The 13,375-nt window shown below is 49.3% G+C and carries 10 protein-coding genes; all 10 read right to left on the bottom strand.

The window, feature by feature from the left end:
• Positions 1 to 265: 265 nt before the first annotated feature.
• Positions 266 to 2,380, bottom strand: coding sequence for a DUF5054 domain-containing protein (locus HPT30_RS16555; protein ID WP_175372463.1), 2,115 nt, complete (start codon positions 2,378 to 2,380; stop codon positions 266 to 268).
• A gap of 28 nt (positions 2,381 to 2,408) precedes the next feature.
• Entirely contained in the window at positions 2,409 to 3,944 is a 1,536-nt protein-coding gene (locus tag HPT30_RS16550) for a Vps62-related protein (RefSeq protein ID WP_175372462.1), read from the bottom strand.
• A 387-nt stretch (positions 3,945 to 4,331) separates the two neighbouring features.
• Complete coding sequence (locus tag HPT30_RS16545; RefSeq protein WP_175372461.1) at positions 4,332 to 5,483, bottom strand: GntR family transcriptional regulator; 1,152 nt, start codon at positions 5,481 to 5,483, stop codon at positions 4,332 to 4,334.
• 867 nt (positions 5,484 to 6,350) lie between these two features.
• Positions 6,351 to 6,881: an HAD family hydrolase gene (locus tag HPT30_RS16540; RefSeq protein ID WP_246317182.1), complete on the bottom strand. Its 531-nt coding sequence runs from the start codon at positions 6,879 to 6,881 to the stop codon at positions 6,351 to 6,353.
• Between the two features lie 20 nt (positions 6,882 to 6,901).
• The gene (locus tag HPT30_RS16535) at positions 6,902 to 7,915 is read right to left on the bottom strand and encodes a LacI family DNA-binding transcriptional regulator (RefSeq protein ID WP_175372459.1); all 1,014 of its coding nucleotides are present in this window, start codon (positions 7,913 to 7,915) and stop codon (positions 6,902 to 6,904) included.
• A gap of 98 nt (positions 7,916 to 8,013) precedes the next feature.
• Positions 8,014 to 8,847 (bottom strand): 5-deoxy-glucuronate isomerase, encoded by an 834-nt coding sequence (iolB, locus tag HPT30_RS16530; protein WP_175372458.1) that lies wholly within the window; start codon positions 8,845 to 8,847, stop codon positions 8,014 to 8,016.
• Between the two features lie 18 nt (positions 8,848 to 8,865).
• Positions 8,866 to 9,879 carry an inositol 2-dehydrogenase gene (iolG, locus tag HPT30_RS16525; protein ID WP_175372457.1) on the bottom strand — a complete coding sequence of 338 codons (1,014 nt, stop codon included), beginning with the start codon at positions 9,877 to 9,879 and terminating at the stop codon, positions 8,866 to 8,868.
• A gap of 91 nt (positions 9,880 to 9,970) precedes the next feature.
• A complete protein-coding gene (locus HPT30_RS16520) occupies positions 9,971 to 11,416 on the bottom strand; it encodes a CoA-acylating methylmalonate-semialdehyde dehydrogenase (RefSeq protein WP_175372456.1) in 1,446 nt (481 codons plus the stop codon).
• Positions 11,417 to 11,453: 37 nt separating this feature from the next.
• Positions 11,454 to 12,461 (bottom strand): 5-dehydro-2-deoxygluconokinase, encoded by a 1,008-nt coding sequence (gene iolC / locus HPT30_RS16515; protein ID WP_246317181.1) that lies wholly within the window; start codon positions 12,459 to 12,461, stop codon positions 11,454 to 11,456.
• Positions 12,462 to 12,480: 19 nt separating this feature from the next.
• Positions 12,481 to 13,374: a myo-inosose-2 dehydratase gene (gene iolE / locus HPT30_RS16510; RefSeq protein ID WP_175372455.1), complete on the bottom strand. Its 894-nt coding sequence runs from the start codon at positions 13,372 to 13,374 to the stop codon at positions 12,481 to 12,483.
• Position 13,375 lies beyond the last annotated feature (1 nt).

Genomic DNA, 13,375 nt, shown 5'->3' with positions numbered 1-13,375 from the left:
TGGGCCTGTGACTTACCCCACATTAAACCGGTTTAAATATCGTTAATACCAAAATGAAAACGCTTTATTTGTATAATACATGGAATTAAGCGCTTAATCAATACGCAATTAACAGAATGTTCAATATTATTTTAAGATGAATAAAAAAGGGCTTTACCTTATTTGCAACCCGCTAATCCCTCTTACTTGTCCTATTATAGGACTCAAATGTACTAGGATTATTAGCTGATCATCAAATTTCGGTAAAACCCCTGCTTATTTCCTTTTATTTAAGATTGGAATGTGTGTTCAGACGGAAGCGGAACTTCGCATCATCCCCGTACCACATCGGGAAGTTTGTTCCCCATTTGTTGTTGTGCAGATTGAAGTGCCATCCCCCTGCCAGCGAAACAAAAGTATTGTCGAACTGCAGCAGTCTTCTCTCACCAGGCGCAACAAGTGCAGAATCCAGCGCTGCAATCGAAGCCAGGCCGTCTGCGCCTTCATAGAAAACACCACGATCTATAGCATGCAGATTACGGTTGCCGTCCTTCACCACACTCAGTGGCGAGATTGGACCGCCGAGCTTATCCATCATCCACAGATTCGGGTTATCCACCTTCAGGCCACAGCTGAACCAGCTGGCTTCCGGCAAGCGATTAGCATCTTTTCCGAACCACTGCAGACTAACGTCCACTCCACCGTCTCCGGCAAAGGTGTAGATCAGCTCCAATTCCTTTGGTGCTCCGTATACTTCATGAGCTTCCTTAGGCATGGACAGACGAAGCAAGTATTGATCCCCGTTCGCACCACTCGTCTTTTGCAACTCCCGTACAATTGGCTTGTAAATGCCGTGACTTGGCAGCGGACGCACGAACTCAAAACCAGGCTTGCTGAAGTCGGCATCTGCCCACGGATGCGTTAAAGGCAAGTTCTGCATGTACGTACGGAAATATCTGTTGTAATCATCTGTGCCGAAAGTCTCGTAGACGTATTCACCAAACGGATGCTGGGCATCCACCCAGTTCTTGCCGTTGCCGTCGATCAACTGGATCAGAGCGCCGTTCTCATTGAAGGCTACCTCATAGCCGCCGCTGTTGTAAGCTGCATGGCTGACAAACGCAGACGACCCGGACAGCTCATTCTTCACTGGCTTCAATTGTTCAAAAGCTGCCCGTGCTTCCGCTTGCTTATCTTCGCTCAATGCTGCGACAGCTGTGTCCAGATATCCGCGCTGCTCCGCCCAAGAGCTCTCGATCATCGAGTATGTGCGGCGGCTGGTCTCGGAAGCAAACAATCCGCTGGAATGCTTGTCGAACTCGTCCATGGCGAATGCACCGATGTATTGGAATTTGGCCGGAATATCATTCACGTCAATATCGTCAACTTCTCTCGCCTTGTTGAAGTCTGGCTTCGCGTAGTTGCGGAAATCCGGTAGCCATTTCTTCACATCAAGACCCCACGTATGCTCTACAACAAGCAGCAAGGCGTCGCTGAAACCTTTGTATTCGGCGCTTGCGATATCGATCCGGCCCTCAGCCAGCCACTTATCTCTCAAGCGCTGCAGCTCACGAAGCTTAGCAACCTTCAGTGGATCAGTAGCTCCGCCGTGAATCCAGGTATCTCCAAGCTCTTCACGCACAACAGGCAGTCGATCACTAACAGTGAGCAATTTTTCAGCAAAAGCATCCAGCGAAGAAGCAATAATCTCAGCATCCGGATAACGCTCTTGAATATGCTCGAACTGCTCACGAATCTCCTCTGCACTTGGCGGTCCACAGTTGTCGCCGGTATGCGCGAACAGCAGGATATCGTCAAGATCGTCAAGCTCTACTGCTTCACCGTAAGTTCCAGCGTAGTTAACAATGATCTCGCTGCCGTCTGCCGCCTGCCATCTGAACAGCTTCGGCACGTCTGGGCGCATAGAAGCCGGGTTCACGCCAAGGTGCATATAGCGAATGCCTGCTTCGCTCATGTATGGCACCATCGACAGGGTGTGACCGGGTACGTCTGTCATCTTCGAAGCAATCGTCGTTTTGCCGAACTGAGCATCCAGTTCTTGACTGATCGACAGACCGTAGCGGAACAAGGTCGGGTCCATTAGTTCGGTATGCGTTGTGAACGGCAAACCGTGCCAGACGATGTGCCCTTTGCGGATTGCTTCATCCATAGCCTTTTTGCCTTCTTCAGACGCATGATCCAAGTAATAGCGAATCAACCAGGAGCCTGTGGTCCACACGAAACGCTCTTTGCCACCTTTGGCTTCAAGCTCCGCAGCTAGCGCGATTGCTTTTGGAATATACTCCTCCATGTACTGCTTTACTACATTTGCTGCCAGATGGGTGAAACCGATATCGAGGTGAGTCTTAAAAACAACGTGTACTTTTTTTCTGCTAGTCATGGTTGTATGCCTCCGTTTTTCAAATAAATTAGTCAAGAACTACATCGTTCGTAAGCGCGCCTTTTTCTTGCGGGCCGGTAGGTCCGCCAGCGAGGAGCGGCTGTCCAAAGAAGGAGCCTTGGGCAGGATTACCAAATTTGTACACCGAGAGACTGTTCGGGTTGCTGTAATCTCTGTCCAGCCAGGACGGCCACGCATTGCCGAGGCCATTGCCAGTTAATGAGTTCGGGTAGTACTGGAATGCCTGAATATTGTTCCATGTATCCCATGCGGTTCCTTGATTCGCTACATCAATCAGTTGTGTAACGACCAGCTCTTTATACACATGGTTGCCTGGATCTTTCCACATTCCGTGGGAGCCAAAAGCAGAATAGGCTACGGGATGGGTATTATTCACTTTATCTACTTCATTCCAGTTGTATGTTGTGCCGAAAGAATGGGCACCATAATAAACTTGAACCGGTTTAATATAATTCGTGCCTTGGTCCGTGAATTTGGCCAATCTGACGGTTACACGTTCCCAATCCCCTACATGATCGCCTACTTCTGTACCGAATACGGTCTTGCCAAGATCATAGGCGCTGTACTGGAAGTATACAAGATCGACATTGTTATACTCCTTCTCTACCCAGAACGCATAGATTGGAGCAGTGGCCAAATCGCCTGAGAAATAAGGGAGCTTTAGTGTATAAGGGTTGAGCTCCGTTTTAGTTTTGAATTCATACAGTCCAGAGCCAGGATTGATATAGCGGTCCAGATGAGGCAGCGTGAACTCTACAGAAGCCGGGAAGTAAGTCTCTCCTTGGGCGAACCAGATCCTTGGTGCAAAGGTTCGTAAAATCTCACGTTTGGCCGTATCGCTGTAAGCATTGCCTGGCACCGCTCTGGTTGTGGAATCCTGTGGTGAAATGGCCTCTACCTTCAAGCTGGATACCGAATCATTGATGTCACTGCCTACATAGATCGCATCAGCGGTCAGAACCTTGGAGGCACCGGAGTAGTTATAATCTTTGAATAGTGTAACCTTATAACCCGGGGCTATACGAATTGCAGAAATAGCGTCATTCCCTACTCCAGCCTTCAGATCATCTACATTGTAGTCGCCGATATCAAACTGCTGCTCGAATCCGCCATAAGGAGAGTTGGAGTAGGCAATAACCGGCTTGTTCGGACCGCCAATCTTCTCAACCTTCAGGCTGGAAGTAGCGTCGTTGAAGTCATCCAGCCAGCTTGCATCCTTCGTTAGTTGCTTGGTGTCACCAGAGAAGTCCTTGTCACGATACAGGGTCAAGCGGTAGCCCGATGCTACCTTGACTGAAGAAATTTTGTCGTTGCCGACGACATTTAGCTCGTTTACATTGTAAAGACCAATCCCAAACTGCTGGGAAATGCCGCTAAAGTCACCATCCCGATACACGGTTACCGCACTATTATCTGCCGCCAGTGCTGACTGGTTTTCTTCGGCCAGTGCTGGCTGAGCTTCTTCTGCCATTGCAGGCTTTGCTACCGGTAGAATAAGAGATACTGCCAAGAACGATGTTGCAAGCAAAGATTTGATTGTCATATTCGGGCTCCTCTTCGAATAATGATTTCATTTTCTGCTAACATGCATGTCTTCAGGCTCTGTAGGTCTATGTTCAGGATGTATGATAACGCTTTCTAAAAGATCCTCCTTTCATGATTAAAGATAACTATACCCTCAGGGTAATCTATGTCAGTGACATATACAATAATAAAATCAACTTTGTTTTGTAAATTATTTCGAGCACACTTTTTAATATTTGACCATATTTTACAATATTTTCGCACTTTTTAGGGATAAAGATAACACTACTGAGATTTGTTTTCCATATCCAAAAAAATAATTTCATATGTCACTGACATATAAAAAGCCTATACGATCACGAACATGTGATCATATAGGCTTAAGGACTGAAAACCCCTGTTACATTCAGAGATTGAGATCCCGTACAGAGCTCCGTTCGATAATGGTCGTGTTTACCTTAATCGATACCGCTCCTTCCCTGGAATTCTCCATACGTTTGCAGAGAAGATTGACTGCCGCGTGGCCCAACTGCTGGGTGGTTTGTCTGGCTGTGGTCAACGGGACCGGCAACAAACTGGCGAGCTGGATATCTGAAAACCCGATGATGGACAGCTCATCAGGTACCGGTTTGCCGATTGACAGAGCCGTATTCAAGCAAGAAGTCGCCAGATAATCATCCGCACAGAGGACAGCCGTCATGTCAGGATTATTTTGCATAAAATCAACCAGCTCCTGATTGGAGCCATTCAGGTCCAGCATGTAATCCTCTGAGCAGTTCAGGTTAATGTTACGCCCATTTACAGGCAGCTCGTAATCCAGCATCGCTTGCATATATCCTTTATAACGGTCTTCCCGGCTTGTCACCCCATCGAATGGCATTGAGAGATAGCCGATTTCCCGATGCCCTCTCTGAATCAGATATTCCGTCAGATTATAGGCGCCTTGATGATGGTCATGGTACACACAATCAATGTTAACCTCGCGAAAAATCCGGTCGATGATCACCAGCGGATAGTTTAGCAAATTCAGCTCCAGTACCTTCTCGCTGCAATGTGTTCTGCCTCGAGGGTATAGAATAATTCCGTCAACTCCGTCATCATATAGCTCCTGAAGGCTGGTGCTCTCATCCTCTTTATCGGTAGTCATGCGAATAAGCAGGTGACAACCAGATTTGCGGGCTTCCCGCTCAACGGATGCTATAATTCTAGCCACATAATCATCCACATTCGGAAACACAAGGGCGATCCTCCGCTTGACCAGCTTCTTGCCCCCATCTGTTTGCTCCGCTGCAATCTCCCTATCCGGTCCCGAATAGTCACCTGACATAAAGGTACCTCGCCGCGCCAGCCGGTATACAATCCCCTGCTTCTCCAGAATTTGCAGCGCAAGCTTAGCTGTCATTCGGCTGACAGAATACAGCTTGGCCAGCTCTGCCTCAGACGGCACCGGATCATGGGGCTGCAACTTACGCTTGCGAATTTCCTCCAGCACCAAATCAGCAGTTTGCAAATATAAAAGCGGCTTCCGGTCCGGCTTCTGATGTTGTTGTTCTTCCATGTATGGCATCTACCCCAATTCCGTATTGCTATCTTTCTTTAGTCATTTTCTCATGAAAAAGATAGTTCGATATAGCTATTGTACAATCCTGTTCAAGAACCGCCACATTTATCGCTAAATTAGACGAACTTTAGATACGAACGGAAGGCTCGCTTGTCACTACGGTGAATGTTTGGACTGCCCCACCTAGAAAAAATAAGGGAGCAACAACCGCAGTCCACACTTCACCGGAATATTCGCCTGAGTCTACGTACGAGCTTAGGAAGGATTTGATAACAGGAAAATATACCGTTAATTTCCCCCTCTCACTTTATTTACAGTAAATAACGGGAATTTATCCAGTTATTTACCTGTTTTCCCCCTCAATAATCTTGGTATGAGGTGATTAACTGGATATTTTCCTGTTATTTTTAGAAAAGAAGAGTACTCAATCAAAATAACAGGAGTTATTCCCGTTATTACAATTCCCTATCAAGTGAATTGAGCTTTTCGGCGCATTTGTCAGTTGAAGCCGTGCAATCCTTGTGAACTAAGCATACAGAAGGGTTCATTTCTATTTTGTACCTTAGGCTACAAAAAGACCGTTAATTAGACGTCGGAGTCATTTTCGAAATTGCGTTGTGTTTATAATCCTGTTATCTATACATTCCGCACCGCGTGCGCCTCCCGGCGCGCGGTGGGTGGCCCAAGGTGGTGGTCAAACCTCTAATATAAAAAAACAGCCCTTTGTCCGAAGGATGGTTAATAATCCATCCTTCGGACAAAGGGCACGCACAGATTGAACTTCAAATTCTCAACATGGGAGAGATGTCCTTATCCCCGAATGATATTTTCTAGCACAATCTATACAACAGGCAATCAGCCTTATTATTGCAGTTCGGCATTCAGCCGTTCAATGAGCTCAAGCAATTGCAGCGGTTCACTGACGGTATGTGTCGGCCGTTCGGATTCATCCGCCGGCTCGTGAGGATAACGCGGCGTCCAGCTCTGAAAGATGCTGGTGATGCCAAGTGCGTTAGCTCCCTTCATATCACGGCTCAGGTTGTTACCGATCATGACAGTCCGGGAGAAATCCTGCTCAGACAAGTCAAGCGCGCCGATTGCAGCCTTGAACATCCGAGGGCTAGGTTTGATCGCTTTAATATTCTCAGAAATAATCATTGCGCTGAAATAATCGTGAAGTCCATGCTGCTTGAATACGTTCTTGAAAGATTGTGCATCGCCATCGGCCACCAAGGCCAGCGTGTAGCCTCTCTCATGCAGAGTTTGAATCGTGATATCTGCTCCAGGGATCAGGTCCGCACTGATAACGATGCCTTCTTCGTCCCGAATCTCGGTCGATTCATCTACAATGGTGTCGCCGCTGTCAAAAAAGATAATTAACCTCTTGTCGTCCATATTCTTTATGACCATCCTCTTCATTCGATTGGCGGACTGCCTGTGGATTCCCGGATGACCAGTTCCGGCTGCATGACAATTCTCTGCTTGATATCATCTGCGTTATCCAAACTTCCGATCAGCAGATCGAACGCCAGCTTCACCATCTGATCCATAGGCTGAGCAATGGTTGTCAGCGTCGGGTTCGTCACGGTGGACAGTATAGTATCGTCAAAGCCGATGATCGACAGCTGTTCCGGTACGGATATCCCCGCTTCTTTAGCAGCTTGCAGCGCGCCGATAGCAAGCAAATCGTTGCAGCAGAACAAAGCCGTGGGACGTTCCGATCCGCGAATGATCGCAGCGGCTGCCCGTTTGCCGTCTTTAATATTCGACTCGCAGGAGAGAATCTCCTCCGGGTTCAGTGAAATCCCTGCTTCGAATAATCCAAACCGGAAACCTCTGACCCGCTCAAAGCTGCTGCTCACCTTGAAATTCTCCGAAAGAACCGCCACTCGCTTGTGGCCCTTACCCAGCAAATACCGGGCGGCAAGCTCACCGCCTCTGAAGTCGTCCGTCAGGACGCTGTGCACCGAAATGCCCGCGGCCTCCCGCGCAATCATAACAATCGGAAAGGATTTTTCTGCGAGCAGCGCCAGAATCTCCGCATTCTCCAAGCCGGTTCCGATCAGGATACCATCAACGTTTTTTTGCTCCAGCAGCCGGATGTATTTCTCTACGCGTTCATCCCTGTTGTCCGTACTGCAAACGATGACACTGTAGCCGCTTGAATGCGCCAGGTCCTCTACCGTTCTCGCAATCTCAGAGAAAAAGGGGTTGGAGACGTCCGGAATCAGAAGACCTATCGTGTAGGTCTTCTTCCCCATCAAAGCAGACGCAATGACACTGGGCTGATAATTCAGCCGCTCCATCACCTGCAGAATTTCTTCACGTCTTTTCTTGCTTACTTTTCCTTTACCGTTAATTGCGTTGGAGACGGTGGCAATCGATACGCCCGCTTCCTTCGCAACATCATATATCGTGGTTGCTTTCATGGCATAGCCTCATTATTATCGGATTGTTAAGGGATAGCTTCTCTTCGGTCAAACCCCTATCACGTTATTATCCGATGAATATACTCTTTTTGCAACACTCATTCACTCTCAGTTGGAGCAGTAGTGCGGGGCTGTGCGAGCCATTCGTGATCTGGATCATTGTGGAATTTCCAGATCCGGGTTGGTCCAGCCATCACGTTCAAGTAGTATACATCATAGCCAGGAGGCGCCGAGACAGGGTGATACCCTTTCGGTACGAGCACAGCTTCGCTATCCTTGACAGCCAGCGTCTCGTCGAGGGAACGGTCATCCGTGTATACACGCTGAACGGCAAAACCCTGCTCAGGCTTCACATGGAAGTAATAAGTCTCTTCCAGCAGTGACTCGTCGGGGAGTGCATCCCGATCATGCTTATGCGGAGGATAACTCGACCAGTGCCCCTGTGGTGTAAATACTTCGACTACCAGCAGACTATCTGCCGGTTCCTGCTCCGGTAAAATATTATGGATGAACCGCTGCGTAGACCCTTCTCCTCTAACCTCAACGCCTACATCGCTAGGAGCGATCAGACGCGCGTCATGGTTTCCGTGGCCTGGGGCCTTGCATACCGCAAGCTCCAGTTCAGTCACAGCAGTAACTTTGAAACGGTTGTCATTCGGTACATAGACAGAATAAGGTGGAATCTGCTCGAACACGCTCATTCTTTGCCCGATATTGAGCCAGGAAGCATTGGCAGTCGCGATGTCTGCTCTACCACTCAGAAGCACCAAACATACCTCGTTTCCGTCTGTAGACTGGCTTAACGTCTCGCCTGGACTCAGTCGATAGACCTCAAACCCTACATAGGTCCAGCCAGCGGACTCCGGTGTTACCGATAGAGCGGGATGATTTCCTGAACGCTTGGAATCCGGACTAACAATCAGCTTGCTCACGCTTTTCACAACCTTTCCTTATTGTAATTCCGAGAGTTTTACCGGACGGTTCTCTTGCATAGAAAGCTTCGCTGCCCGGGCAATTCTTTCCGCCTGCCAGCCGTCATTTCCATTCACCGAAACTGCCTTGCCTAGTAGGAGGGTATCGATAAATTGCTGTGTTTCATCTACATATGCTGCATTATAACGTTCCAGGAAGAAGTGCAGCGGCTTGTCGCTTTGGATGCCGTCTTCTGTACTCAAAACAGCCGTATTCGGGAAATCGTTAGCGGCCGTTACAGAGCCTTTCGATCCGAACACCTCTACACGCTGGTCATAACCGTAAGCCGCCTTGCGGCTGCAATCGATGACGCCAAGCGCACCGTTCGCGAAACGGAGGGTCACAATCGCTGTATCCACATCGCCATATTGGCCGAACACAGGATCAATCAGTACACTACCTTGTGTGTATACTTCTTCAACTTCACTGCCCGAGAGGAAACGCGCCATATCAAAGTCATGGATCATCATATCCATGAAGATGCCCCCAGAGACCTTAATGTATGCTTCTGGTGGTGGCCCAGGATCACGGGAGGTAATCTTGATCAGATGAGTGTCGCCAATGGCTCCGTTTTGTACATGCTCACGCACCCGTTTGAAGTTATGGTCGAACCGGCGGTTAAAGCCGACTTGCAGTTGTACGCCTGCCTTAGATACAGCTTCAATGGCTTCTTCAGTCTGACGAATATCCATACTAAGTGGCTTTTCACAGAAAATATGCTTGCCTTGCTCGGCCGCCTTCTTGATCAGAGGGACATGCGTATCTGTGGAAGAACAGATAAATACAGCGTCAATCTCAGGATGGTTCAGAATCTCTTCGCTGTCCTTAGTGACGATAGCAATGCCTCTGGATGCTGCCCATTCTTCAAGCTCCGGACCTGCGAACAGGTCGCTCACAGCGAGAATTTCTGCTTGCGGATGTCTAATCAAGTTGTCGGCATGGATTTTCCCGATTCTGCCGGCACCGATAATACCGAATTTCAGCTTCTTCATAGTCGTCAGCCTTTCGTAGTGGGGTGTAAATCATTCCCCGGCTCACAGCCGGGGATTTGCTATTTCGTTGTTGTAAGGCTGCTATTATCGATTACCAGCGAGCGGTAACCATCTTTTTGCGGGTAAAGAATTCCACGCCATCCGTTCCGTTGGCATGCAGATCACCGTAGAACGATTTCTTCCAGCCCGAGAACGGGAAGAAGGCCATTGGAGCCGGTACACCGAGATTGACCCCAAGCATACCTGCATCGATAGTTTCGCGGAATTGACGCACGCTACTGCCGTTGCTGGTGAACAAGCAAGCCCCGTTTGCGAACTCTGAACGATTGGCAATAGCGATTGCATCCTCCAGCGTATCTGCACGCATCACGGACAGAACCGGTGCGAAAATTTCATCTTTCCAAATCTTCATTTCGCTGCTCACCCGGTCAAAGATCGTTGGTCCTACGAAGTAGCCGGAGTTCTGAACAGCTTCATCCTTCCGTCCGTCTCTAACCAGCACACCGCCTTCGGCTTCCCCGGATTCGATGTAGCCAAGGGTTCTTTCCTTGTGTCCGCCACGGATCACTGGGCCGAGGAACGTGCCTTCTTCCAGACCGTTACCGATCGAAATCTGATCGGCAGCGGCAGCCAGACGCTCAACAAGCTCATCGGCAACATCACCGACAGCGACTACAACCGCGCAAGCCATACAGCGTTCGCCGGCAGAGCCAAATGCGGCATTGACGATTTCTTTAACCGTCAAATCCAGATCCGCGTCAGGAAGCACGATGGAGTGGTTCTTCGCGCCAGCCAATGCTTGCACCCGTTTGCCATGCGCCGTACCTGTTGTATACACGTACTCTGCAACGGGTTGTGAGCCAACGAAAGATACTGCCTTAATCTCCGGATGCTCCAGAATACCGTTCACGACATCATGTGCGCCGTGTACGATGTTCAGCACGCCAGCTGGCAAGCCTGCTTCATGGAACAGCTCAGCCAGACGATTCGCCAGAAGCGGCGTACGTTCGGATGGTTTCAATACAAAGGTGTTACCAACGGCAATCGCCAGCGGGAACATCCAGCAAGGTACCATCATCGGGAAGTTGAACGGCGTGATACCGCCGATTACGCCGATAGGATAACGGTACATGCCCGATTCTATGTTGGACGCAATATCCGGCAATTGTTTACCCATCATCAGGTTTGGTGCACCTGCAGCAAACTCGACGCATTCGATCCCACGCAGCACCTCGCCACGCGCTTCGCCCAGGCTTTTACCATTTTCCTTCGTAATCAGGGTAGCCAGCTCTTCCCAGTGATCCACCAGCAACTGCTGATATTTGAAAAGCACGCGTGCCCGGCGCGGAACCGGTGTCCGGCTCCAGCTCTCAAAAGACTTGCGGGCGGCTTGGACCGCTGAATCTACGTCACCCTTGGAAGACAATGGCACCTGCGCCAATACTTCTTCTGTAGCAGGGTTGTACACATCATCGTATTGTGCAGCGGAAGACTCCACCCATTCTCCGCCGATCCAGTTCTTTAACTTCGTTGTCATCGTAGTCCCTCGCTTATAGTAGATTTAGCGGCTTTGCTTAGCCAGCTATGATTTCGCCGCGGTTGCAGCGTTCAATATAATCTTCAACTTGTGCTACAGTCGGCATGGCATCTGAACAGCTATGGCTGGAAATGACGATACATGCTGCCGCACTGCCGAATTCCATGCTTTTCTCAATAGTCAGACCGGACATGAGCCCGTGAATGAAGCCTGCGGCATAAGAGTCGCCAGCTCCAAAGGTCTTGATAACCTTCGCCGGATAGGATTTAGCCCGTTGCTCCAGTCCCTCTGCGGTGTAAGCAATGGAACCTTCCTTGCCGTGTTTGATAATAACGAGTTTGGCAGAGTAGTTGAACCACTTGGAAGCTGTGAAGCTGTCGCTATGATCGTGGTTATTTTCAAACCGCTCCATGCTGTCGAATTCTTCTCTTGTGCCAATAATAATGTCGCTTTTCTCTGCCGCCAGGTTGTAATATACCGCTGTTTCTTCGGCAGAATTCCAGGTATAAGGACGATAATCAATATCCAGAATGACTGTGGTGCCATGCTTACGGGCATAGTCCAGGGACAGAAGCACAGCTTCCCGGGAAGGACTGGCGGCAAGCGCTGTACCCGATACAAGCAGGGCCTTGCTGTTAGCAATCAGCTCCTCATTTACTTCAAGCGGTCCCAGCTTCAGATCAGCTACATTGTCGCGATACATCAGAATGCTGCATTCGCTCGGGCTCTTGATTTCGGTAAAAGCAAGTCCTGTAACCGCACCCGTCTTGTCTGTAACGACATTACTGGTATCAATATCTTCTTTCTCCAGGTACCCTTGGATAAACCGTCCCATCTGGTCATCGGCAATCTTGCCGATAAATGCTGTTTTGTGGCCCAATCGGCTCATGCCAATCGCAATGTTAGCAGGCGATCCGCCAACGTATTTGGTAAACGTCATTGTCTCTTCCATAGGCCGGTTAATCTCATTCGCATTCAAATCGATGCACAAGCGGCCAATCGCAGTAAAGTCAAACTTCCTTCCGGAAGGAAAAATGTAAGACAATAGGTTCACCCTCCTTCGTTTATAGTAAAGATTCCAAGTAGCGGAGTGCCTTCTCTGCATATTCACGAGCCGGATGCTCGCCTGGGTCCTGCTCCCCTTCGAGGAGCGCCCAGCCTGTATAGTTTCGGCTCACAAGCTCGCCGATAATCGGTTTGAAATCAATGCATCCATCACCAGGAACCGTGAACACGCCTCTGCGGATGCAGGTGACGAAGTCTACGCCGTCTGCTCTAGCCTGCTCCAGCAGCGCTGGACGCACATCCTTCAGATGCACATAGGCCACCCGATCATAATGCTTGCGCAGGACATCCAGCGGATTCGCCCCGCCGTACAATGCATGACCGGAATCGAAAAGCAGATATACAGCCTGTGGATCTGTCAGCTCCATCAGCTTGTCGATTTCTTCCGGGCTTTCTACAGCAGTGCCGCCGTGATGATGGTAAGTCAGCTTCAAGCCATACTCTTGGGCAATTCTGCCCGCAGCGTTCAGGCCTTCAACCAGGCTGGCCCAGCCCGCTTCATCAAGACGAATGACTTCACTCTCATTTGGCGTCCGTCTCGGATCGAAGTGCAAAGAGCCGCCTACCTCGCAAGTGCTTATAACTTTGCTGCCCATGCTCTGCAGGAATTTGGCATGTTCCCGGAAAGCTTCCAGTTCCTGCTCACGATAAGCCGGATCGGAAAACAATACGGATTTCCACTGGGAGACTAACTGAATATCACGCTTCGCCAGCTCTTCTTTCAGCAATGCGAGATCCGTCGGGAACTTTCTGCCCATCTCTGTGCCCTTAAGACCCAAGGAATGTATATCATCCAAAATCTGCTCGTAAGTGGTATCATTGCCATGCTCTTTAACATCTTCGCCGACCCAGTTAATAGGGTGAACGCCTAATTGAAATGGAAACCGTGTCATC

Source organism: Paenibacillus agri (assembly GCF_013359945.1).
Taxonomy (GTDB): domain Bacteria; phylum Bacillota; class Bacilli; order Paenibacillales; family Paenibacillaceae; genus Paenibacillus_AQ; species Paenibacillus_AQ agri.
The sequence above is the reverse complement of the archived record's forward strand: the minus strand, read 5'-3'. Positions and strand labels throughout refer to the sequence as shown.